The 22,266-nt window shown below is 48.4% G+C and carries 21 protein-coding genes; 16 read left to right on the top strand and 5 right to left on the bottom strand.

The genetic code is table 11. The features are described from left to right. Positions 1-714: 714 nt before the first annotated feature. The 5 genes from AC2TDN_RS25190 (at position 715) to AC2TDN_RS25170 (ending at position 5,241) form a co-directional block, all read left to right on the top strand. Positions 715-1,269, top strand: coding sequence for a pyridoxamine 5'-phosphate oxidase family protein (locus tag AC2TDN_RS25190; protein ID WP_484690575.1), 555 nt, complete (start codon positions 715-717; stop codon positions 1,267-1,269). Between the two features lie 75 nt (positions 1,270-1,344). Then, the gene (locus AC2TDN_RS25185; protein WP_484690574.1) at positions 1,345-2,001 is read left to right on the top strand and encodes a glycosyltransferase; all 657 of its coding nucleotides are present in this window, start codon (positions 1,345-1,347) and stop codon (positions 1,999-2,001) included. A gap of 267 nt (positions 2,002-2,268) precedes the next feature. Beyond that, positions 2,269-3,465, top strand: a complete 1,197-nt coding sequence (locus AC2TDN_RS25180; protein ID WP_482066131.1) for a ParM/StbA family protein — start codon at positions 2,269-2,271, stop codon at positions 3,463-3,465. Between the two features lie 57 nt (positions 3,466-3,522). Further along, positions 3,523-3,894, top strand: coding sequence for a hypothetical protein (locus tag AC2TDN_RS25175; protein WP_482066130.1), 372 nt, complete (start codon positions 3,523-3,525; stop codon positions 3,892-3,894). 387 nt (positions 3,895-4,281) lie between these two features. After that, complete coding sequence (locus tag AC2TDN_RS25170) at positions 4,282-5,241, top strand: GGDEF domain-containing protein (RefSeq protein WP_484690573.1); 960 nt, start codon at positions 4,282-4,284, stop codon at positions 5,239-5,241. Between the two features lie 69 nt (positions 5,242-5,310). Here AC2TDN_RS25170 and AC2TDN_RS25165 read toward each other — a convergent pair whose 3' ends face one another. After that, a complete protein-coding gene (locus AC2TDN_RS25165) occupies positions 5,311-6,492 on the bottom strand; it encodes an NAD(P)/FAD-dependent oxidoreductase (protein WP_484690572.1) in 1,182 nt (393 codons plus the stop codon). 36 nt (positions 6,493-6,528) lie between these two features. Beyond that, positions 6,529-6,963, bottom strand: a complete 435-nt coding sequence (locus AC2TDN_RS25160; RefSeq protein WP_482066127.1) for a DUF1641 domain-containing protein — start codon at positions 6,961-6,963, stop codon at positions 6,529-6,531. A gap of 328 nt (positions 6,964-7,291) precedes the next feature. Between AC2TDN_RS25160 and AC2TDN_RS25155 the strand changes: the two genes are divergently transcribed. The 3 genes from AC2TDN_RS25155 to AC2TDN_RS25145 all read left to right on the top strand — a co-directional run bounded on the left by AC2TDN_RS25155 (position 7,292) and on the right by AC2TDN_RS25145 (position 9,779). Beyond that, positions 7,292-7,630, top strand: a complete 339-nt coding sequence (locus tag AC2TDN_RS25155) for an MGMT family protein (RefSeq protein ID WP_482066126.1) — start codon at positions 7,292-7,294, stop codon at positions 7,628-7,630. 154 nt (positions 7,631-7,784) lie between these two features. Then, entirely contained in the window at positions 7,785-9,020 is a 1,236-nt protein-coding gene (locus AC2TDN_RS25150; protein ID WP_484690571.1) for a peptidase, read from the top strand. Positions 9,021-9,320: 300 nt separating this feature from the next. After that, on the top strand, positions 9,321-9,779 hold the full coding sequence (locus tag AC2TDN_RS25145) for a hypothetical protein (RefSeq protein WP_482066124.1): 459 nt from the start codon (positions 9,321-9,323) through the stop codon (positions 9,777-9,779). Positions 9,780-9,851: 72 nt separating this feature from the next. On the opposite strand, the gene AC2TDN_RS25140 is transcribed toward AC2TDN_RS25145, so the two are convergent. Further along, on the bottom strand, positions 9,852-12,086 hold the full coding sequence (locus AC2TDN_RS25140) for a GDYXXLXY domain-containing protein (protein ID WP_484690570.1): 2,235 nt from the start codon (positions 12,084-12,086) through the stop codon (positions 9,852-9,854). Positions 12,087-12,350: 264 nt separating this feature from the next. On the opposite strand from AC2TDN_RS25140, the gene AC2TDN_RS25135 reads away from it, so the two are divergent. The 3 genes from AC2TDN_RS25135 to AC2TDN_RS25125 are packed head-to-tail and all read left to right on the top strand — an operon-like array spanning position 12,351 to position 14,606. Then, positions 12,351-13,799, top strand: coding sequence for a DEAD/DEAH box helicase (locus tag AC2TDN_RS25135; protein ID WP_484690569.1), 1,449 nt, complete (start codon positions 12,351-12,353; stop codon positions 13,797-13,799). A gap of 39 nt (positions 13,800-13,838) precedes the next feature. Continuing rightward, positions 13,839-14,387 (top strand): class I SAM-dependent methyltransferase, encoded by a 549-nt coding sequence (locus AC2TDN_RS25130; RefSeq protein WP_484690568.1) that lies wholly within the window; start codon positions 13,839-13,841, stop codon positions 14,385-14,387. A 27-nt stretch (positions 14,388-14,414) separates the two neighbouring features. Further along, a complete protein-coding gene (locus AC2TDN_RS25125) occupies positions 14,415-14,606 on the top strand; it encodes a hypothetical protein (RefSeq protein ID WP_484690567.1) in 192 nt (63 codons plus the stop codon). Positions 14,607-14,638: 32 nt separating this feature from the next. Here AC2TDN_RS25125 and AC2TDN_RS25120 read toward each other — a convergent pair whose 3' ends face one another. Continuing rightward, positions 14,639-15,334, bottom strand: a complete 696-nt coding sequence (locus tag AC2TDN_RS25120) for a class I SAM-dependent methyltransferase (RefSeq protein ID WP_484690566.1) — start codon at positions 15,332-15,334, stop codon at positions 14,639-14,641. Positions 15,335-15,619: 285 nt separating this feature from the next. Here AC2TDN_RS25120 and AC2TDN_RS25115 point away from each other — a divergent pair, with 285 nt between their 5' ends. From AC2TDN_RS25115 to AC2TDN_RS25095, 5 genes are all read left to right on the top strand, one after another. Further along, positions 15,620-17,368: an ABC transporter ATP-binding protein gene (locus tag AC2TDN_RS25115; protein WP_484690565.1), complete on the top strand. Its 1,749-nt coding sequence runs from the start codon at positions 15,620-15,622 to the stop codon at positions 17,366-17,368. 21 nt (positions 17,369-17,389) lie between these two features. Beyond that, the gene (locus AC2TDN_RS25110) at positions 17,390-18,064 is read left to right on the top strand and encodes a response regulator transcription factor (protein ID WP_482066117.1); all 675 of its coding nucleotides are present in this window, start codon (positions 17,390-17,392) and stop codon (positions 18,062-18,064) included. Beyond that, on the top strand, positions 18,061-19,149 hold the full coding sequence (locus AC2TDN_RS25105) for a sensor histidine kinase (RefSeq protein ID WP_484690564.1): 1,089 nt from the start codon (positions 18,061-18,063) through the stop codon (positions 19,147-19,149). The genes AC2TDN_RS25110 and AC2TDN_RS25105 overlap by 4 nt, the downstream gene beginning before the upstream one ends. A gap of 113 nt (positions 19,150-19,262) precedes the next feature. Next, the gene (locus tag AC2TDN_RS25100; protein ID WP_482066115.1) at positions 19,263-19,514 is read left to right on the top strand and encodes a GlsB/YeaQ/YmgE family stress response membrane protein; all 252 of its coding nucleotides are present in this window, start codon (positions 19,263-19,265) and stop codon (positions 19,512-19,514) included. 273 nt (positions 19,515-19,787) lie between these two features. Then, positions 19,788-20,717: an MBL fold metallo-hydrolase gene (locus tag AC2TDN_RS25095; RefSeq protein ID WP_482066293.1), complete on the top strand. Its 930-nt coding sequence runs from the start codon at positions 19,788-19,790 to the stop codon at positions 20,715-20,717. 68 nt (positions 20,718-20,785) lie between these two features. Here AC2TDN_RS25095 and AC2TDN_RS25090 read toward each other — a convergent pair whose 3' ends face one another. Next, positions 20,786-21,784: a DUF1835 domain-containing protein gene (locus tag AC2TDN_RS25090; protein ID WP_484690563.1), complete on the bottom strand. Its 999-nt coding sequence runs from the start codon at positions 21,782-21,784 to the stop codon at positions 20,786-20,788. Positions 21,785-22,266 lie beyond the last annotated feature (482 nt).

Genomic DNA, 22,266 nt, shown 5'->3' with positions numbered 1-22,266 from the left:
CCCAACCCCAACCCCAACCCCAACCCCAACCCCAACCCCAACCCCAACCCCAACCCCAACCCCAACCCCAACCCCAACCCCAACCCCAACCCCAACCCCAACCCCAACCTATCAAAACTTTATTAAATAACTGGAAAAACCCCTGCTAATTTTTCGAAATGTATCGATTTTGAACATTTAACTGGAAAAACTCCCGTTAATATTGGCACAATCCCCCATATTCGCTCAAAAAGGAAAATTTAACTGGAGAAATTCCTTGTAATCCTGATTTCTGACCAAAATAGTTTGAAATAACGGGAGGTTTTCCCGTTAATCTTGCCGCTTGCTTCCGTCAGCTTCGAACGCGGCATATTATCCACCAGTCCCAGCCCTGTATCTCGCCACACGCATAAGTACATATAAATCTCTTTTCTTGCCGCTTGCTTCCGTCAGCTTCGAACGCTGCACTTTATCCACCAGTCCCGGCCTTGCATCATACCGCTCGCCACAATCAAAAGTAAATATAAATCATTCCACTTAAGTATGCCGTCGTTGATGGCGCGGAGCGGATTGTTTTTATATAAGCCCAAAGCTTTTGTTCGAAGCGATGCACCCCCGCCGCCGTTTTTGTTCAATGAATTGACAAGATGGGAAGGTTGCTTATACATTAATAGCTAACAACAGATCTTCATAGGATAAAGTATTTGATTTTGGAATAAGAAGGGTGAGGGCATTATGGGAAAACAATTTGATGCGATGCTGCCGCAGCATGAAGCATTTATCCGTCAGCAGCATATTTTTTTCGTGGGATCGGCGCCGTTGTCGGAAGAGGGACATGTTAATATCTCTCCGAAAGGACATGACTCCTTCACCATTTTATCCCCTAATCGCGTTGCCTATTTAGACCTGACAGGCAGCGGAAATGAAACAAGCGCGCATCTGTATGAGAACGGGCGAGTTACCGTTATGTTTTGCGCATTTGATGGAGTTCCCAACATCTTGAGATTGTTCGGAACGGGCACCGTCGTGCTCCCTGGCACAGCGGAGTGGGATGCCTTGTATCCGCTCTTCGCGCCGCTTCCGGGCGCTAGGCAAATTATTGACATCGAAGTGCACAAGGTACAGACCTCCTGCGGCTACTCGATCCCGTTCATGTCCTATGAGGGAGAGAGAGACACGCTGCAGCGCTGGGCGGTTCAGAAAGGCGAAGAAGGCTTGAAGGAATATCGAAAAGAGAAAAATTCGAAGAGTATCGATGGCATGCCTACACCTCTTGGCCAGCTTCTATGAATGAAATGTAAGGAATAGCAAATACTATACTGGCTATTCGCTATTCCATTCGTGTCATTAAAGGAGAAGGTACCCATGAAGAACAGATTACTCATCGCCACGCTAGTATGTATGATCATGGCTTTCAGTGCAGCACCGCTAAGCGCGGAAGCAAACGGCAATCATCACCGCAATGGTCATGAGGGCTATGTAAGCCCAGCTGCCGTAAAGCTGAAGGAAGATATGAGAAAGCTATGGACCGATCATGTCGTATGGACAAAAAGCTACATAGTGAGTGCGATAGCAGGGCTGGAGGATCAGCAGACTGTGCTGGATAGACTGCTTAAAAACCAGCAGGATATTGGGGATGCGGTCAAGCCGTTCTATGGCGAGGAAGCAGGCAATAAGCTGGCTGTGCTCTTGAAAGAGCACATTTCGATTGCTGGCCAATTATTATCTGCGATGAAGAGCGGGAATCAAGCAGATGCAGATAAATACAACAAAGAGTGGCACAGAAATGCGGATGAAATTGCAGCTTTTCTTAGCAGCGCCAACCCGAACTGGACGGATAAGCAGCTAAAAGAGATGTTATATGTGCATTTGCAGCTCATTACTGAAGACATAATGGCTAGGCTTACAAAGGATTGGAAGGCCGATGTCGCAGCCTCCGATAAGGGGCTGGAGCATATGATTATGTTCGCGGACATCCTCTCGGCTGGCATTATCAAGCAATTTCCGAAGACGTTTAATTAGTTGAATAAGCATCATGGTGAGCTAATTCGTTGAATACGGGTTAGCTTTTTTTACTGTGAAAATCCGACAGCATCGCCCTACAACCGCTTCATACGCACATATTCCGACAAAAAGAGATGAGAAAAGTTTAATGGGGTCTGGGTCTCTAGCTTGATGTAAACTAACACTTTGTATGGCAAAGTAATACCAAGGAATGTTTTATGTTTGTAAACATACGCCATGAGCTAGTTTTGTTTCCTAAAAATCTTTTCTAGGAGGAGAGCAATTATGAATTATCATTTCTTTGTAGGCAACGATAACGGAAACAGTGAGCATGATCTTATTATCGACGGTAAACTGATTCAGCAGCCGAATGTGAATTGCACGGTGGACGAGCTTCCATGGAGCGAAGAGCAATCGCCGGAAAGCTTTTTGAAAAACTTACAGGACCAACTGGTCGTCACGATTGATTCGCCTGCCGCAAGACCAGGCATGTACTATGTTGGGAAGTTTGCTCTCGAAAGCGGAGAAATATTGGACAACCTTCAAATCGGCATCGATCTGAAAAGCGATATGGATCTTCCGGTTATTAATACGCTGGCTCAAATTGCAGCGATGGCTGTACAGAAGGCATACGAGGAAGAGAAGAATATACCTGCGCAAATCGACGTGGAGGTCGATATGGCTACGGCGCTGCCGGTTACGCAGCATACGGATGAAACGTCTGCGAAATTTGAGAAACGGTTTACTACCGGTACGCATCACGTGACCGTTCATTTGGGCATTCAGCGCGTAGCGGTAAAAATCGTATTCCCTTTCGCAAAGGTTGTTCCAGAGGCAACGCCGGTTATTTTCACGCTGCAGAAGGATTCCGCTGGAGGATGGAGAGAAGGGGAAATCTTTGATGATTTCCTGCAATCCTATGGGATTGAGAAAAAGTTTAACGGCAGCTATTTTAAAGACAAGCGAATTCTTCATATCGATATCGGAGATGGCTCAACGGAATATCCGATTACCGAGGGCAATAAATTTTTGCGTCAATTCGTTCACGGCAGCCACCACGGCGCTGGATATGCGATTGAGGAAGCTTTGCAGGAGTTCAACCGACTCATTCATTTGCCGGATAGCCCAAGGCAGTTTTTCAGTGATGTCATCAAAAATCCGAAGCATAAATACCATGCTAGGGCACTGAAAACATTAAAGAGACCGCTTGAGAGCCAGGTTAGACAAATTGTGCAGCATGTCAAAAAACAGCTCACGAAGGCCCGCAATGAGATCGATCTCATCTGTGTTTATGGCGGCGGAAGCATTCTAATGCGTTCGGTCCTATATCCGCAGCTTAAAGAATTATGCACAGAAAGAGAAATGCAGCTGCTGTATATTCCGGCTGATTATGCGGTGCTGCTGAATGCAATGGGGCTCGACGCTTTTGTGCGCGGCAAAATTTATGAGGCGCTCAAAAATAAAGCGGTTCAGCCTGCATAAGTTGCATCGTGCATGCATGCTTGGGCATAATCTAACGGATTCTGGTAGGTGAATGTTATGAAGAAAACGAAGCTTCCTGGCGACAATATTAGCTTGAAAACCAAAAAAACAGAAGACCCATTGGTTATGCAATGGCTGAACTCGCAATCAAATCTGATGGATTCTCTACGCTATTTGGTCGAGAATGAAATCTCTTTGAATGGTGTTCGCAACCTGCAGGCATTCGTTCCGATGGAGAGAAATATGCTGCAGAGCTCCTCTGCCTCTCAGCAAGCAGCAAGCGAATATCGGCCTTATGCTGCTGGCATAGAGCAAATGGCTGCTGCTTCGGAAGAGGCGGAAGCCGTCGAAGAATCCTCTTCGGCATCTGCTCCTGAGCCGGTTGTCGAAGAAGAAATAGATGATGATGATATTGAAGCATGGAGCTAATTCCAGAATAAACCAGCTTTATGGGAAACTTTAGGTATTACTTAGTGATATCAAGAAATGCTTAGTAACACAAAATAATGCCAAGCGTGATAAAGTCACGCTTGGCATTATTTTTGTGTTATGATGAGCGTACAACCCGCCAATTCTAAGCTGCTTGCGGAGCAACACTTTCAACGACAAGGCCTCCATTTCTTTATACGATATACGTATAAATGGATTCGGCAGAGAGGAGCATTCGAGATAAAAGAGCAGAAGCCTTTTTTTTATGAAAGCGCTGTAAACTTTATAGTAATCATCATTTGCTGGGTGATGGTCTTTATCCTATCGGCCGGCTTTTTGATCGAATTTGTAAAGGGGACTCGTTCGATAGTATTTGTGGTTTCGATATTGACAGTAGGAATGGTGTCTGTTATTGCAGGTACGATCTTCTACAAAATAAATCCACTCACAAGGTATGTGAGATACGCGACCTTTAGCGGCTTCTTCTTGATGTACGTGTTCACCTTATTGTCTGCGACAACGTCGGTGACTTTTACATTCGTGTTCCCGCTTGCGACGTTATTTTGCCTGTATGTCGACCGATGGTTCATGATCATCGTTTGTACCCTCAATTTATTGCTGAACGGCATATATATTGTGAATAAGTTCATTCATGTAAACAGGCTGGAGGTTGGCGAAGCTGCATATAACCAATTTACGACAACAATGCTTATCCACACCTTTGTAATACTGCTGTTCATGTCTAGTTTGATTGCTATCGTATATGTGTTTCATCGTCTAAGGCAAGCGATGGATTATAAAATACAGGAAGCGCATCATGCCAGAGTTACTGGACAGAAATTGTATGCGCAAGCGACAATTGACGATCTGACGGGCGTGTTTAACCGCAGACATTTTGTCGAGAGAGTGCGGGAGAATCTGAATGAGACAAGCTCGGGCTGCTCCTTGCTGCTTCTGGATATCGATGATTTTAAGAAGGTTAACGATGTACATGGGCATTTGGCAGGAGATAAGGTATTGATTACCTTTTCAAGCCTATTGCTTAAGGCTTATGCAGATTGCGGCATTGTAGGAAGAGTAGGCGGCGAGGAATTTGCGGTATTTCTAAGGGATAGCAGCGAGGGAGATAGCCAAGAACGGTCCGAGCGGCTGCGAAAAATGATAGAAAGCAGCGAAACGCATATAACCGAGGAGAAGTCCATTTCGGTCACGACCAGTGGCGGACTTATGTACACGGAAAGAAGCGGAATGACCTTTGAAGAGCTATTTCAGCTTGCGGACAAAGCCTTATACATCTCGAAAAATTCGGGCAAGAACAAAATTACGAGTGCCGCAGCTATTGATTGAGACGATTGCGAGTACGTAAACAAAAAAAGAAGGAGGGCAGCTTGCCCTCCTTCTTCCTATTTCCGTCTATTAGTACGCAAGTGCGAACAAACCGTGGATATGCGAAAGGTAACGAACGTTGCTCGCTTCCTTCATCAAGGATGCAGGCAAGCCTTTCAATTGCGTCGCATTGCCGCCGATCGTACCTACGCCGTCTTTGCGGCCAAGGCTGCCAAGCGTTCCGGAGAATACGGGTACGAACTTATCCATCACGCCGCCTTTGATTTGAACCGCTAGGTTGTAGCCTACCGTTTCGCCCATTTGCCATGCAAGCTGTGCTGTTGGCGGGTAAGGACGCTCGCTGCCTTCTGGGAATACAACTGCGCAGTCTCCAGCAAGGAAAACATCAGCATGAGATGTGGATTGCAGCGTTGGCGTAACGAGTGAACGGCCGCGGTCTTCTGCAAGGCCGCTGCTTCCGACAACAGGGTTTCCTTTTACGCCGCCAGTCCAGATGATTGTGCTGGACTCGATTGTGCGTCCGTCTTTAAGTGAAACGGAGCTTTTTGTTGCTTCTGTAATTGCAACGCTAGTAATGAAGTTTACGCCGCGTTTCTCAAGGCTTGTCACAGCACGGTCGATCAATACTTTCGGGAAGATTGGCAGAACGGCTGGACCAGCCTCTACGCAATAAAGCGAAATATCATTGAAGTCGATTCCTTTGCTGCGGCAAATCTCAGGAAGTCTGTCAGCGAATTCGCCAACAAGCTCAACGCCAGTCAAGCCGCCGCCGCCCACAACGATCGTTGCGTCAGCTTTGTTGCCTGATTTTTTGTAAGCGTCAAGACGATCCTCAACATGCTTGCGGATGCGGTTGGCATCAGCAACGGATTTAAGAACAAGGCTGTTCTCTTCCAAGCCTGGGATACCGAAGTAGTTCGTTTCGCTTCCGAGCGCCACAACAAGCGTATCGTACTTCTGTACTTGACCGCTTGCAAGAACAACTTGCTTATCGTTTGGTTTAATTTCTTTCACCGAATCAACGATGATATTGACATGCTTGTCGCCTAGCAGCTTGCTAAGTGGAAGAGCAACCGCTTGCTCAGCAATGGTGTCTCCTGCAAGTCTGTGCAGCTCAGTAATGATTTGGTGAGTGGGGAAACGGTTCACGATTGTGATGCTAGCTTCTGCTGCTGACAAGTGTTTGCGTGCTGTTAGAGCAGTAAGCAAGCCGCCATAACCGCCACCAAGAATTAAAATTTGCTTCGACATGTTCATCCTCCGTTCGTTCTATGCGTAATCAGTGTATTATACGTTTTTGCGTTCAGACAACACGCTAAGGAAAGCTTGCGCAAAGCGCAGCGTTTTTTGAACTTCTGGATCCTTCAACATTTTCAACATAGCGAAGAGGCCAACAGTAGAACCGGCAGCTTCTTGGGAGCGCTCGCCCGCTTCAATAGCTGCTGTAGCGATACCTTTTGCTTTCTCTTGGACCGGTTTGACGAATTCACCGATACCTTGAGCGAAATCGTTGATCAATACTTTGTCTGTAGCAATGTTTTGTGCAAAATCATAAGCTTTGGTCATAAGCGTGACCATTTCAGCTAATTTCGGAAGATTGTCCACGAGCACAGTCAATGACTGTTGAACCTCCGGCTTCATTAACTGATCAAGTACATCCAACGATTGTTTCTCATCGATTAGGCTTGCTGCGATCTCTTGTCCTGCAGATGGTTGTGACATAATAGAATGTCCTCCTTTACGTAAAGTTGAAAGTAAGTTTTAGTCACAATTGTGTCAGCCGCTAAGGTAAGGATACACTGTTAAAAGATTGTTACACTTTTCACATAGTTTCTCGAAAAAATGTTTGTGTGCACATAACAGTTTAATCTCCGCTTCAAGAAAGGAGATGCGATAGCGAGTAGACGTAATCGGATTTGAACCCTTTGCTTCTATTCTACATCGTTTTAGGCAAAAGTTAAAAAGAAATTTATAACTTTTTTCAAAAAAAATAATGTTATGCGCTATCATGGACCGAAAGCACTATATTTTTAGAGAGGGAGTGACACATATGCAGCCTTTTACTCAAAGGGTTATTGCGGTCATTAAAGCCATTCCGGAAGGGTCAGTTATGACCTATGGACAAATTGCGGAGCATGCGGGAAGCCGCAGAGGCGCGCGTCAGGTCGTGCGGATTCTTCATTCGCTAAGCGATATTCATCAGCTTCCGTGGCACAGAGTCGTTAATGCAAAGGGAGAGATCGCGATTCGGGATGAGGAAGCCCGTTATATGCAGACGCTGTTCTTAAATGGGGAGGGCGTCGCAACGAGTGAGGAGGGGCGTGTCGATTTAGACAAATACCGACACCGCTGCGAGGCAGGGGATGGACCATTTTACCCAATAGAATGAGATTAAACGTTCACACAATACACAAAACTAAGTAAATATTTACCATACATAAATGAGGGTTGTGCAACATTCCAAAAAACCTCGCCGTCTAAAATCATGCAGGCCATTTCGATAACCGAACATGCAGCATGATTCAGAATTGGAGGAATGACAGATGAACAAAATGTACAAAGTATTAGCAACAGCGTCTATTTTTGCGATGGCAGCAATGCCGATGGCAGCAAGCGCGCAGGACGTTCCGCCTCATACGATCCATAACGGGCAAGGAAATGTTCAAAATCAATTTAAGATTGTACCGGCTACTATGGGTCAAATTACGAATTTCGTAAACGATAAAACAGGCAAATTCATTACCGTTACTGGCCGCGCTCTTGCGGTAGGCGATCAGAGTGAAATCGTACTATCGATCACCAAGGATACAAAGATTGTTGATGCAAAAGGAAAAAGAGTTCCTTTAAAAACGATTATTGATGAGAAGAAAGTCGTTAAAGCGTTTTACGGCGCAGCGATTACAAAAAGCATTCCAGCACAAGGAACAGCATTGACGCTTGTCGTACAAGACCAAAGCTTTACCGCAATTGACGGCACCGTGTCTGAAGTGAAAGAAAACGGGATTGTCGTAAAAGGAAAAGATATTTATACCTCGATCGAGGATACGATCGTTTTGCATTTTGCCGACAAAGCACAGCTTCTTGACCAAAATGGCAAGACTATTGAAGCTAACGCGATCAAGCCAGGCATGAGCGTCAAAGCGTTTTACGGCCCGGCCGTTACGATGAGCATTCCGCCTCAAGCAACAACAAAATATGTGGTGGTGGACACTACGGCTGACGAAAATGAGCAAAATGCAGTGGGCACAGACGGTATTATTACGAACATTACGGATGATAAGTACACCGTAATTGGCAAGCCGATGGCTAAAGGCGGAGTAGATCATGTCATCCTAACCGTAGACGAGAAAACACAAATCGTAGGCCAAGATGGCAGCCCTTTAACGAAGGATGCTTTGAAAAATGATGTTCGCGTTGAAGTGAGCTATGGTGAAGTGTTGGCAATGATCTACCCGGCTCAAACAACAGCCGAAAAAATTATTGTGAAAGAAACGGAAACGAGCAAAATTGAAGGCACAGTCGTCGCTTCGGATCGTACAACGGAAGGCCAGGTATATGTCAATGTAGGCTCTGACCAATCCACAGACAATGATATTATTCTGAATATCTCCGAGGACACAAAAGTGATTCCGCTGCTTGCCGGAGAACCCGTACTTAAAGCAGGAACCAAAATTGTCGCTTACCATTCCAAAATGATGACGAAATCGCTGCCGCCTATTACAAATGCTGAAATTGTGATCGTCACTTCCGATGATCATGCAGCAGCACCGAAGCAATAGCAATAATCGCTCTAAAAAAAGGAACCAGCCGATCTCTTATAAGGGATCGGCTGGTTTGTTATTGCGTGAAGGCTGTTAAATATCCCTCCGAAGCGCTTGAAGAACGTCGATCTTCTTCTCGCTATCAAGGCTTCCCGTAGACTCGTCTGCTATTGCCCGGGCAATACCTATACGCTGCTATTGGCCGCCTGGGGGGAATTGGATTTTGAGGAAATTAACTTTTTTTAATAAAGCCTCATTTGAAACCCCGTATCCGAACCTTTATTATGGTATAGACCAATCGGAAGGGAGAGCATCATCATGTCAACAGAACTTTCACCCAGCAATGTTCGCAATTTTACCGTTTCCACTGATATCTTTTATAAACCGAGCTTGGACATCTATTCGCAAATGATTTATATCGTGCTTAGCTCAAGCACCGCGGATTCCGCATCACTCACCATAGATGAGGTTGCCAAGAAAGGCCGTATGACAACGAAGTATGCGATTAAAGCGATGCAAGCCTTAGTTGATGAGCAGCTAATCCCACATAAATTGTTTCGCAAAATGATCGGTGAATTCCAGGATGACCGTTTGTCATGGGCGGCAAAAGGTCTGTTAACCTATTGCAAGGAGCATAAGGATATTAGTCTGCCAGAGCTTCTGGCGCTCTCTGATCAATCCGGCGAAGACGAGCAAAGCATTCGGAAGGCATTGATGGAGCTTGAGCGAAACGGCTATCTAGAGGATTTTCCTGAGCTTAGCAAGCTGGCGAATTAATAAAATAGCAGGATGTATGCAGCGTGGTAGCGGCATTCATCCTGCTATTTTTTGTTATAAAGAGGCTTGGAGTTACTCCTTGCTTAATCGCTCCAGTATCGCATCGCCGCTCTTGCCCACCTTTACGTAAGCAAAGCGAGCATTTTGCTCGGTTTCAGTGCCGGTGCCCTCGGGCACAAAATACGTTTCGATACCGTAATTAATGGATTGCCAGCCGCTTGAGGTGCCATTGATCACGATCTCCTTGTCGGTTAGCGCTTCTCCGCTCGTATATAGTCGATCAAAAACGTAAACCCCGTTGTCGCCTGGACGGAGCACGACCTTGATCCGGCTAAGACTTCGGCGCGATTCGATTTCTTTAGCGACATTAGCCGGAGGGGTTGAAATGCTGTAGCCCAGCCTTACATAATCCCCCTGAAGGATAGACCTAGGATCAATCGGCTCGATCGCCAGCTTAATCGAGGTGCCCTTCGAGAGCAAGGCCTCGCTAGTTGCGGCATGATAGCCCACATAACCCAGTTGCAGCACAATAACGATGCCAATCAGTATAGGGCTTCTGCGCAGCAATCGGCTGAATGCATTGGCTTCTTCTGGAACAGCAGCTCTTGTGCGGTAGGCAAAAACATAAGTGATCGCAATCGCGATTAGGCCGAGCAGAGCGAGTGTGATCGATTTATGCAGCAGCGTCCAGAACAAATCGTAATATTTGAAAGCGATATATACAAACCAGAATATCAAGCTCACAGTGGCCTCGAGCACGCGGTTGCTTCGAACATAAAAGAACGCTAACGCTGTCGCGACAATGAAGTTCAATAGGTTGAACAGCTCGTATGAATAAGGGAAAATATTGTCCATAAAGGTAAGCCAGAACAGAAGCAGCAGCGTGAAGAACAACCCGCATTCTCTTATATGCTGCTTTAGAGTGCCTTCTTTAACAAGAAGTTGACTTGCATAGATGACCGCGTTCAGGCTCGCCATAATGAACACGATGAAGGAAGCGGCTTGATATACCGATTCGAACAGCTGGAGCAGAAGAATGGCAATATTGATATTGATCAATGAATAGATGAAAAAATGCTGTGCGCGTCCTTGCAGGCTGAACCAGCCGGCAATCGTTACGGCCAGGAAGAGCAAGGATATGCCCGCTAAATCTATCCAAGCGATAGCGATCATTCCCGCAGCGTATCCGATGGTAAGCACTGTGTAGCGAACAACGGCATTTAGGCGGCGCAGCAATAGAACGGGAATAATGAACAGGAAGGCGATTATAAGCAGCACGTTCTCCGGCGCCACCGAATCGGATGCCATAAAGACTAGGCCGATTAAGGAAATGCTGCCGATTAGTACGCCAATTATCGTGACGATGGTGGATACAATTTTGCCCACAAGAGCGCTTTTATGGTCATCTGCTTCCTTGTCGGCTTCCTGCTCCTTGGGATGTGCAGCCTGTGAGCCCAGCTTGTTCAAGTATCGGAAGAAAAAAACGTTGCCTGTCAGCAGCAAAGTGACAAAGACCAGTCCAAAAACAAAAAATGTAGTGGAAGCATGCTCCGACATCAGCTCCAAAAACTTGAATACAGCGAAAGCGGATGCGGCAAGCGCATTAAGCGTCAGCATGATTTTGTTCAAATGCACGCGGGTGAAATAGTAGAATCCAAGTGCAATGGCAGCTACGCTGGCGATATTCATCCACGGTCCATATTGCTCGTACAGCATGGAGTTTGTTAAGACGAGCAAGGAGATATGGAAGACGATAAAGCTCGCGTATTTCAGCGGGGCCGATATTATCAGCTTGGCTTCAACAAGAACGAACAGAAGGAGATTGATTAAGGCAAAAAAGCAGCCGATCATCAGAATTTCGCTGTCGGTGTGAACGACATGCAGGGAGGTGGGGAAAAAATATTGCCACAAGGTGAGATGAACCAGCGCGTACGCCAGCAAGTAGAACGGATTGAAGCGGGTTATAAAAGCAAGCAATAGTGCCGGTATCGACCAAACGAGAAACAGCTCGTAGTTGTCGGCATGCGAATTGTAAATTTGATTTAGAAGCGCCACAGCAGCGCCGAACGAAATGCAGCCGCCGACCAGAAAGATAGCGGACAGAAAGGAGTGATGGCCGAGCATAATTTTCATTTTGGAGAAAATAAAGCTTACGCCGTAGAACAGCACCATAATGCCTGCAGAGGCGAGAATTTTATCGGCGCGGCCAAGACCGCCCCAGTTGGCAGCGAAGAAGTAGATAATGGCAGCAAGCAGCAGGGACACGCCCATTAGAAAGCCGACACGCGTTACGTTTAACCGAAGCATAGCACTCACATGCCTTTCATGTTGGTATATTTGTATTATAATGACCTAATCTATTGGCAACTAGTACTCACTTTTTGTAGTACCGGTTGCTATTTCTTGTACCCATAACTTCACTTTGTTAAGCGGATATAAAATAATCGCTGCTGCGTCGTTTAACGGTGTGCGAAAGCGCTATAATAAGGTTTATAGATCAAAAGGCAAAGTAGTGTGCTATTCTTAAGAGTACGAATGAATGAACGATAAAAATGCAAATGAGGTCTATAGATGAGTGAAACAAATTTTTCGGATTATGCTTTAAGCAATGAAATCGTACGGGCGCTTGAAAGCCTAGCCTACACAGAGCCAACCGAGGTACAGCGCGAGGTGATCCCCGTGGCGCTTGAGCAGAAGGATCTTGTCGTTAAATCGCAGACCGGCAGCGGCAAGACGGCGGCTTACGGCATTCCGCTGTGCGAGCTGGTCGATTGGAATGAAAATAAGCCGCAGGTGCTCGTGCTCACGCCAACAAGGGAGCTTGCCCTGCAAGTGAATGAGGACATCACGAACATTGGCCGTTTCAAGCGGATCAAATCGATGGCCGTATACGGAAAGGCGCCGTTTCATATCCAGAAGGCAGAGCTGAAGCAAAGAACGCATATGGTCGTAGGGACGCCCGGACGTGTGCATGACCATATTGAGCGGGGAACGCTTGCATTGGAGCGCATCAAATATTTGGTGATCGATGAAGCGGATGAGATGCTGAACATGGGCTTTATCGAGCAAGTGCAGGCGATTATTCAGCAGCTTCCGGCAGACAGAGTGACAATGCTGTTCTCCGCTACGTTCCCGGAGGATGTGGCTAAGCTGTCGCACAAATATATGAATGAGCCGGTTCATGTCGAGATCAAGGCTGCTGGACTAACGACGGCAACGATCGAGCATTCGGTTATCGAAGTGAAGGAAGCGGACAAATTCGCTTTGCTTCAGAATGTTATGATTGTCGAAAATCCCGACAGCTGCATTATTTTTTGCAAGACACAGGAAAATGTCGATCAGGTGTTCCGCCAAATGGCGGAACTAGAATATCCATGCGATCGCATTCACGGCGGGATGGAGCAGGATGAGCGCTTTGAAGTGATGAATGCGTTCCGCAGAGGGCAGTTCCGCTACTTAGTGGCAACGGATGTTGCTGCCAGAGGCATCGATATTACGAATATTACGCATGTCATCAACTTCGATATTCCGCTCGAGAAGGAAAGCTACGTCCATCGCACGGGCAGAACGGGACGAGCAGGCAAGACGGGCAAAGCGATCACCTTCGCAGCGCCAAAGGACAGCAGACGGCTCGCCGAAATCGAGAGCTATATCGGATTCGGCATTCAGAAAGCGAAGGCGCCCTCGGAAGAAGCGGTTGACCAGCGCAGAGAAGATTTTGAGCAAAAAATCAATGTAGGCCCCGTTCTCAAAAAAGACAAGCGCGAGCAGCTGAATAAGCAGATCATGAAGCTTAATTTCAACGGCGGCAAGAAGAAGAAGCTGAGAGCGGTTGATTTTGTCGGTACGATCGCGAAGATCGAAGGCGTGTCCGCTGATGATATCGGCATCATAACGATACTCGATAACGTCACCGATGTGGAGATCTTGAACGGCAAAGGGTCGCTCGTGCTTGAAGTGATGAAGAACACGACCGTTAAGGGCAAGCAGCTTAAGGTTCGCAGAGGGAACAAGGCTTAAAGCAGGAGCAAGCTCATGTAAAAAAGTGAGGGAAGCATCATGGAAAGCCTCATCTATCAGATTATGTTGATGGCGGTGGCCGCATTCGTGCTGGCTGCCGCTCTTTTGATCGTCTATGCAAGCTGGTGCAACGGCATCTCGCCGATGCCTTCGCCCGCATCCGTGCGGCGGGTGGTCGTAGCTGTGCTGAGAAAGCTGCCAAGCCGCGGCGTCATGGTGGAAGCCGGCTCCGGCTGGGGGACGCTGGCGCTGCAGGCAGGAAGAGCCCGCACGGGCTGGCGAATAATCGGCATCGAAAATTCAGTTATCCCCATGTGGATATCTTTTTTGGCTGCAAAGATCAATAATCAGACGAATGTATCGTTCATTAGGGGCGATTTATACACATATTGTTACCGGGATGTGGATACGGTAGTCTGTTATCTGTATCCGGGAGCGATGCGGCGCTTAAGCGTTATTTTGCGGAGTCAGCTCACGCCTGGCGCGCACATTATAAGCATCTGCTTCGCACTGCCGGATTGGGAGCCAAAGCAGGTCATTACATGCCGGGATTTGTACCGGACAAAGGTTTATATTTATGCAGCCTAATGGTCTTGTGGATAGGGGGGCGGCTCGATGTTGGAAGATTTGAAGGAGCAGTTTGGCGATATCGATATTTACTTATTTGATCTGCTGTTGAAGGGACGAATCACGAAGGAGATGCGAATCCTTGATGCAGGCTGCGGCTCATGGCGCTTACTACGAGGCTGCAGGGCCAATTATTCGAGCCGCTCAAAACCGTCATCGTGTCCGGCAAGCGCTGCATGACAACCTGGTGCATTCAAAAAGCGGAATAGCTCCTATGCCTCTTGGAGATGCAGCCACCATATGCCCGCGCACTCGGGGAGATGGACGATCTTGTCTTGCGCGATCTTGTCAGCCAATTCATCGCTGAAGAAGAAGCGGGCTAGCTCCTCGGCTTGTTCTGCGCTCTCAAAGGTATAGTCGGTCCGTATCCATTTGTGCGAGAAGCCATATTGCCCGGCTAAGGCAGCGTAGTACGGCTTTAAGAAGCTGGGCGGATTAGGCGCCTCATAGCCGGTACCCATCGTCTCGAAGATAATTACAGTACCGTCAGGGCGCAGAACACGCTTTATTTCAGCCAAGACCTGCCGAATGTTTTGCTCCCAGTCCGCAAGCTCGTCGCTGGCCAAATAACAGATGCTCCAGCCCGACACAACTAAATCCGCGCTTTGATCCTCAAGCGGCAGCTGCCGATGATCGGCCGCCTTTGTACGCCAATTCGTATGCCCCGCCTGCGTAAGGCGCTCTGCCGCAATTTGCAGCATGGGCTCATTCGCATCCAGTGCAATAATCGATCTGGCGAGCCCAGCCAGCACGGAAGTCAGCCTGCCCGAGCCAGCCCCTAGGTCTACCACATCCAGCCCTTTAATGGGCCGTATTTCTTCAATGACTGCCTGTAAATCCGGCTGCTTCGCGATTAATTGATGGTAACGGTCTGCTTCATTTGCATAAATGGCATCGTGATCCGGCATCGTTACTTCCTCCTTAGATTGTTTCTGAACTTTTCCCAGCATAAAGGTATCCGTAACGGCAAGGTCAAGAGCCTTATTTCAACTCTGCGCTCCAGCCAGCGAACGAATAAAACATTCAAGCCAAAAGAGTCCTTCCATTTTACCCCAATTCAATTCATCATGCAAAAGAAGCTGTATCTCTTTTTTTCTTGCCATCGTTTAAACTGCGTTTAATAAGGCAAGGTAAAGTAGAAAACGTGGTGGAGAGAATAGAAAATAGAGAATTGAGTAATAGGAGTGAAACAGATGAAAGATCATAAAAACAGCAATGTTAAGCGGTTCATTGCACTAATAATGGAGACGAATCCTCCTAAGGTTATGTTAACGATAGCTATTGTCCTTAGCGTTATTACGACGCTTGTAGGACTAACCATCCCCCTATTTACAAAAAATATGGTGAACGGATTCTCGCTTGGCTCATTAAGCACGGTGCAAATCGTAGGGATGGCGGTCGCTTTTCTTGCGCAGGTGGTATCTGGCGGCGTGTCCGTCTATTTGCTGCATTACAGCGGCAATAAGATCGTATCGTCCATTCGCGAGCGGCTGTGGAGCAAAATGCTGCGCTTGCCGGTTCCGTATTACGACAACAAAGCATCAGGCGATACCATTAGCCGGCTGACGAATGACACAGCGCTGCTCAAGGGTCTTATTACCGAGCATGTGACCGGATTTTTTACAGGCATTTTGTCCATTCTGGGCGCATTGTCGATCTTGCTCTACATGAACTGGCAGATGACGCTCATCATGCTCACCGTGTTTCCGGTTGCCGCCTTGATCATGGTGCCAATCGGCCGTAAAATGTACCGCATCTCCAAGGACACACAAGCGGAGAACGCGCGCTTTACCTCTGTCGTAAATCGTGTCGTATCGGAGATTCGTCTTGTGAAGGCATCCGGCTCCGAGCCTGTCGAATATGAACAAGGCCGTATGGGCATTCAGAATTTGTTTGGCTTTGGCTTGAAGGAAGCCCGTATGCAGGCGCTTATATCACCGCTCGTATCGTTTATTATTATACTGCTGCTCGTCTGCTTGATCGGCTTTGGCGGCGTGCAGGTATCGTCAGGCGCGATGACTGCGGGCGAATTGGTCGCATTCATCATGTACCTGTTCCAAATCATGCTGCCGATTACGCAAATTGCCCAGTTCTTTACGCAATTTCAGAAGGCGATGGGAGCTACCGACAGCATTATTGGCATTTTGGAAGCGAAAGAGGAGGATCAGGATAGCGGCAAAGCGATCACGGAAATGAATCAGACGCTGCAGGTAGAAAATGTATCGTTCGCCTATAAGCCGGAGGAGCCGATTCTTCGGGATGTGAGCCTCACGATTGAAGCGGGCAAAGTAACGGCGCTAGTCGGTCCGAGCGGAAGCGGCAAGACAACGCTGTTCTCGCTGCTGGAGCGATTTTACGATCCGACCTCAGGCGCGATAAGGCTTGGCAAGACGGACATTAAGGATGCTTCGCTTCGCTCGTGGAGAAGCCAGATCGGCTACGTCTCGCAGGAGAGCCCGATTATAGCGGGGACCATCAAAGAAAATCTATGCTACGGACTGGACCGCGAGGTTTCTCAGCAGGAAATCGAGCAGGCTGCTCGAATGGCTTATGCAGATGGCTTTATTGAGGATTTGCCGGACAGCTATGAAACTGAGGTTGGGGAGCGCGGCATTAAGCTCTCTGGCGGCCAGCGGCAGCGCATTGCCATTGCAAGGGCGCTGCTGCGCGACCCGCATATTCTGATGCTCGATGAAGCAACGTCGAACCTGGACAGCAAGTCGGAGGAAGTGGTGCAGGATGCGCTAAAGAACCTGATGGTCGGCCGGACAACGGTCGTGATCGCTCACCGCTTGTCGACTGTCGTAGATGCCGATTCGATCGTATTTCTCGAGAAGGGCGTCATCACTGGCGTCGGAACGCATGAGCAGCTGTATGCGAGCCATACGATGTACCGCGAATTCGCCAATGGCCAGCTTCGCATGAATAGAACGGCTTCGTAAGCAACGGAAGAGGGTGTGGAGATGGGCTATGTGCTTGTTGTGGACGATGATCCGCATATAAGGGAGCTTGTCCGCGTTATTTTGCAGAAGGAAGGTCTGAGCGTAGAGGAAGCTCCGGACGGACGAGCGGCGCTTGCCCGAATGGAGGCTGCGCCTGCGGACATGGTTATTTTGGACATTATGATGCCGAACATGGACGGCTGGCAGCTGTGCCAGGAGCTTCGCAAGCATTACGATATTCCGCTGCTCATGCTGACAGCCAAGGGCGAGATGGGCGATAAGGTGCGCGGCTTCAATCTGGGAACGGACGATTATTTAGTGAAGCCATTCGATCCCGCTGAGCTGACCGTCCGGGTCAAGGCGCTGCTGAAACGTTACCGGATCGCGGTGTCCCAGCAGGTATCCGTTGCGGAGCTGATGCTGGATCGACAGACGTATGAGGTGAAGGTTCACGCCGAGTATATGACGCTTCCTCCGAAGGAATTTGAGCTGCTGTTCATGCTCGTTAGCCATCTGGGCCGCACGTTAACGCGGAATCAGTTGATCGAAGCGATTTGGGGCTATGATTTTGACGGAAACGAGAGAACGCTCGACGTGCATATCAACCGCCTGCGGGAGCGGTTTGAGGCTTGGCGTGTGTCGATTAAGATCAGTACGATACGCGGACTCGGCTACCGGCTGGAGGTGCTCCAATGAAGCGGCGGCGCTTATCGAAATTCGAGATTGCGCTGCGCTTCATGGGCTCGCTGTCGATGGTATTTTTAGTCAGCGGGCTCGCTTTCTCGCTAGCGTATTGGCTCACAAAATGGTTTTATGCAAGGCATGAGGTGATCTTGCCAGAGTATGTCTTGCAATTGGTCAACTGGGGCCTCGGCATCTTATTTTTATTCATGCTGATCGCGATCATTAATTTGCTGACTCGTTCGAAGCAGAAGGCGGTTTGGACCGAAATGATGGATGCGCTGAAACGGATGGCGAAAGGCGATTTCAATGTCTCGCTCGACCGCGACAAGAAGTATCATGGTCAAATCGGCGCATTCGTCCAATCCATAAATGAAATGGCTCATGAGCTGAAGCAGGTAGAGCTGCTTCGTCAGGAGTTTATTTCTAACGTATCGCATGAGATTCAATCGCCTTTGACATCGATTCGCGGCTTTGCGAGCACCTTGCAGCGCGAGGATCTGAGTCCAGAGGAACAAAAGCATTATTTGTCGATTATTGAGAAGGAAACGACGCGGCTATCTAAAATAAGCGACAATCTGCTCAAGCTGACCACGCTCGAAGCAAAGCAGCAGCAGCTCGACACGAAGCGTTACCGGCTTGATGCTCAGCTTGAGAGCATCGTGCTGGCCTGCGAGCCGCAGTGGCTGGAGAAGGAACTCGAGCTGGAGCTCGAGCTTGCGGAAACGGAGATCGTGGCAAATGAGGAGATGCTTAGCCAGGTTTGGGTCAATCTCATTCATAATGCGATTAAGTTTACGCCTGCCCACGGCAGTGTGAAGGTCGTGCTGAAGCGGGCAGAGAATGAAATCAAGGTGCTTATTATAGATACCGGCATCGGCATTGCGCCGGAGGATCAGCTGCGGATGTTCGAGCGCTTCTATAAGGGTGATAAGCAGCGGACGCGGACGGCTGACGGAAGCGGGCTTGGCCTGTCGATCGTGAAAAAAATTGTCGAGCTGCATCATGGCGAAATACGCGTAGAGAGCTGGCTGCATGAGGGCTCGACTTTCGAGGTGATTCTGCCGCATGCAGTGCCGCAGCCAGAAGGCAGCGTTTGAAGAAAGGACCCTTTCCCCTCTCTTTCCACAAATTACACCTCGCCCCTATGATTCAAAGGGGACATAAGAGGTTAATTATAGCTATATAACAGTATAGAGAGGGGAAGATTAAAATGGGTCTATTATGGACATTGATCGTTGGCGGTATTATTGGTTGGTTAGGCGGCTTAATTGCAGGCCGTGACATTCCGGGAGGCATTATCGGCAACATTATCGCCGGCTTCATCGGAGCTTGGCTGGGTACGCTTATACTTGGCTCGTGGGGGCCGTCGATGGGCGGATTTGCGCTTATTCCGGCAATTATTGGAGCTGTCGTGATCGTGCTGCTGTTAAGTGCCATTATGCGCAGTGTAAGAAAGGCATAGCCTGAAGCTTTTACGCAAAAACTTGATAAAACCGTTGTTGAAGGTGTAACGTATACTTCGATAGCGGTTTTTCTGCGTCCAAAAGCTGAGATGAAAGAGGTCGAAAGAATGCTTATAATCATTAGTCTCATCGCTGCTCTCGTCATTTTCGTTTATCTGATGCTGCGATATTATCCTGCTCTCGGAGCAAGCCAGTCGAAGGAGCGCAGGAAGAAGCTTAGTCGCTCAAGGTATTATGCCAGCAAAAGGTTTATAAATCCGATTCCTACCTCGATGGAGACAACGACAGGCGAGAAGCTGAAGATGCTTGTCCAGTTCGTGAAAGGGAATCCGAAGGCTAGGCCAGGCAAGCCGGTTATGATTGAGCCGCTTAGCGAGGTTTATTTCGGTCAGGAGCCGCAGCCTAAGCTGACATGGTTCGGCCACTCCGCTTCTCTGCTTCAGCTCGAGGGTCATACGCTGCTGCTTGATCCGATGTTCGGCAAGGTTCCATCTCCGTTTCCTCTCTTTGGCGGAAAAAGATACAGCGACAAGCTGCCCTTTGAAATCGAGCAACTGCCGATGATCGATGCCGTGCTCATATCCCATGATCATTACGATCATTTGGATTATGGCTCCATCGTGAAGCTAAAGGACAAGGTGAAACGGTTCATAGTGCCGCTTGGCGTTGCACCGCATTTGATCAAATGGGGAGTTGATCCCACAATAATAGATGAGCATGACTGGTGGGAAGAGTTTTCCTGCGAGGGGCTGCAGCTGGCTTGCACGCCGGCTAGACATTTCTCGGGAAGAAGCCTTACGGATCGTGATGCTACGCTGTGGTGCTCGTGGGTTATTCAGGGACGCGCGACCAAAATCTTTTTTAGCGGCGACAGCGGTTATGGCCCTCACTTCAAAGAAATCGGCGATAAATACGGTCCGTTTGATCTGACCTTGATGGAATGCGGGCAATACGATGAGCGCTGGGCCGCGATCCATATGATGCCAGAGGAGACGGTACAAGCTCACTTGGACGTACGGGGCAATGTTATGATTCCGATCCATTGGGGAGCATTTACACTGGCGATGCATGATTGGACCGATCCGGTGGAACGCGCCGTGAAAGCTGCGAAGGAGAGGAATGCACGCATTTCCACTCCGAAAATTGGCGAGACCGTATTCATTCAAGCAGCCGTTTATCCTTCCTCGTCTTGGTGGCGTTAAGCGATATTAGGCCGCAACAGAACAGCCTGCCGGATAAACCCGGCAGGCTGTTCTGTTGCGATGCTTGCTTAGCAACGTACGATTGTGGAGCGCTGGTCATCCCAGCGCCACTGCGTGCTGCTGCTCTCGAGCAGCACGCCGCCGTACCATTCATGAATGCCGTTCAGCTTGATCCAATCGGCTTTATATCCCGCAACCTCAGCGCCTAGCTCGGTTAAGCTGACCTTTACGTGCAAGAAAGCTTGCGGGGAGTCATTTAGAGTCGGAATCTTTTCATTGCCCTCAATCGCAATGAGCGGGTGCGAGCCTTGCGAGAGGCGCCGCAGACAAAGCCAATATTCGAGATCGCCCATTCCGAGCGCATGAAGCTTGTCGGTTGCATAAGAGAAGAGCTGCAAGGGCGTGTCGATGCCTTTTAAGAGCAGTTCCAGCGTAGTTTGCTCGACAATGCCAAGGCCGTTCTGAATGGATGGGAAGCGCGCTAAATGAAGCTGGAGAGCATCATGCAGGTACGGAAGGGTAGAAGTATCCTGCTGAAGCAGTTGAGAGATCGCCTCAGGAGTCGGGGACGTGTACGCTTCCCATGTTTTTTTGCCTAAAAGGAGCTGCTCCTTGTTTATTTCATGCCATGTGCCGATCAAGCCGGACAGCTGCTCCGCGGATAGCTGACCGAGGCCATGAAATAATGGAATGCCGGGATATTGATTGATGCTTAGCAGATGAAGCTTCGTATCGCCTAAGTCTAGTTCCGCAAGCCTGTGAAGCAAGCAGCAGAGCATCGTTTGATCGAACAGGTCATGCTCGAACCACAACACGATATCGTCGAACTGCTGGGAGCTTGCCAGTTGTTTTTCCTGCGCTTCCGAGCCTTCGCGCCATTGCTGCTGCGGAATGCCCAGCGCTTGCTCCAAATATTGCCCTCTGGCAGCTCGATTTGCCGGCAGCGCAGGCTGTTCAAATACGGGGCCGACCGTATAAATTTCCCGCCAATCGAGAATATCCCCTGAAGCGCCGCCCTCCTTGAGCTTTGTGCCTACCGTATCTCCGTTTACAACATGAAGCATCATCTCGCCTCCTCTATAGGTTGATTTTGGCGGAGAATGCGCGCTTTTGCAACCTATTAAGTCTCTAGAGCGTTGCCTGTACTGTCATATTTCTATTTTTATCTTATTTTAAAACAGTCATTTCCGCTGGCGGAACGTCCTGCTGTCCACTTAGTTGCGCGAAAACCCTATCGTACCAGAGGCGCTCCTTTTCATTCAAAGGCCATTTCTTAGCACCTACAGGAATTTTATTTTTGCATTATGACCATTTAGGCGTAATTGGCGGACAGGAGATCCGTCCCTCTGGTATTATGGGTTTTTCTCACGTATGCTCACTCATTCGCAGGATTTCAAATCACTTAGAGTTGGTGATGAAGTTGGATCTACAGGGGAACTCGCCCCAAAGGGGTGTAAGGGCATGCGCAAACAAAGGAATCCTCAATATTCCCTTAATTATCCATATTCTGCACGCATTCTCCACTACACTCTTGGGGGTTCACCATCCC

It is taken from the genome of Paenibacillus sp. Y660 (genome assembly GCF_057221575.1).
The sequence above is the reverse complement of the archived record's forward strand: the minus strand, read 5'-3'. Positions and strand labels throughout refer to the sequence as shown.

Bases quoted from the DNA above. Each gene is read 5' to 3' on its own strand.
- AC2TDN_RS25175 (WP_482066130.1), top strand. From the start codon at position 3,523: ATGAAGAAAACGAAGCTTCCTGGCGACAATATTAGCTTGAAAACCAAA.
- AC2TDN_RS25105 (WP_484690564.1), top strand. From the start codon at position 18,061: ATGAAGCGGCGGCGCTTATCGAAATTCGAGATTGCGCTGCGCTTCATG.
- AC2TDN_RS25095 (WP_482066293.1), top strand. From the start codon at position 19,788: ATGGAGACAACGACAGGCGAGAAGCTGAAGATGCTTGTCCAGTTCGTG.
- AC2TDN_RS25090 (WP_484690563.1), bottom strand. From the start codon at position 21,784: ATGATGCTTCATGTTGTAAACGGAGATACGGTAGGCACAAAGCTCAAG.
- AC2TDN_RS25130 (WP_484690568.1), top strand. From the start codon at position 13,839: ATGGAAAGCCTCATCTATCAGATTATGTTGATGGCGGTGGCCGCATTC.
- AC2TDN_RS25185 (WP_484690574.1), top strand. From the start codon at position 1,345: ATGAAGAACAGATTACTCATCGCCACGCTAGTATGTATGATCATGGCT.
- AC2TDN_RS25140 (WP_484690570.1), bottom strand. From the start codon at position 12,086: ATGCTTCGGTTAAACGTAACGCGTGTCGGCTTTCTAATGGGCGTGTCC.
- AC2TDN_RS25145 (WP_482066124.1), top strand. From the start codon at position 9,321: ATGTCAACAGAACTTTCACCCAGCAATGTTCGCAATTTTACCGTTTCC.
- AC2TDN_RS25110 (WP_482066117.1), top strand. From the start codon at position 17,390: ATGGGCTATGTGCTTGTTGTGGACGATGATCCGCATATAAGGGAGCTT.
- AC2TDN_RS25165 (WP_484690572.1), bottom strand. From the start codon at position 6,492: ATGTCGAAGCAAATTTTAATTCTTGGTGGCGGTTATGGCGGCTTGCTT.
- AC2TDN_RS25100 (WP_482066115.1), top strand. From the start codon at position 19,263: ATGGGTCTATTATGGACATTGATCGTTGGCGGTATTATTGGTTGGTTA.
- AC2TDN_RS25190 (WP_484690575.1), top strand. From the start codon at position 715: ATGGGAAAACAATTTGATGCGATGCTGCCGCAGCATGAAGCATTTATC.
- AC2TDN_RS25115 (WP_484690565.1), top strand. From the start codon at position 15,620: ATGAAAGATCATAAAAACAGCAATGTTAAGCGGTTCATTGCACTAATA.
- AC2TDN_RS25155 (WP_482066126.1), top strand. From the start codon at position 7,292: ATGCAGCCTTTTACTCAAAGGGTTATTGCGGTCATTAAAGCCATTCCG.
- AC2TDN_RS25150 (WP_484690571.1), top strand. From the start codon at position 7,785: ATGAACAAAATGTACAAAGTATTAGCAACAGCGTCTATTTTTGCGATG.
- AC2TDN_RS25120 (WP_484690566.1), bottom strand. From the start codon at position 15,334: ATGCCGGATCACGATGCCATTTATGCAAATGAAGCAGACCGTTACCAT.
- AC2TDN_RS25180 (WP_482066131.1), top strand. From the start codon at position 2,269: ATGAATTATCATTTCTTTGTAGGCAACGATAACGGAAACAGTGAGCAT.
- AC2TDN_RS25125 (WP_484690567.1), top strand. From the start codon at position 14,415: ATGTTGGAAGATTTGAAGGAGCAGTTTGGCGATATCGATATTTACTTA.
- AC2TDN_RS25160 (WP_482066127.1), bottom strand. From the start codon at position 6,963: ATGTCACAACCATCTGCAGGACAAGAGATCGCAGCAAGCCTAATCGAT.
- AC2TDN_RS25135 (WP_484690569.1), top strand. From the start codon at position 12,351: ATGAGTGAAACAAATTTTTCGGATTATGCTTTAAGCAATGAAATCGTA.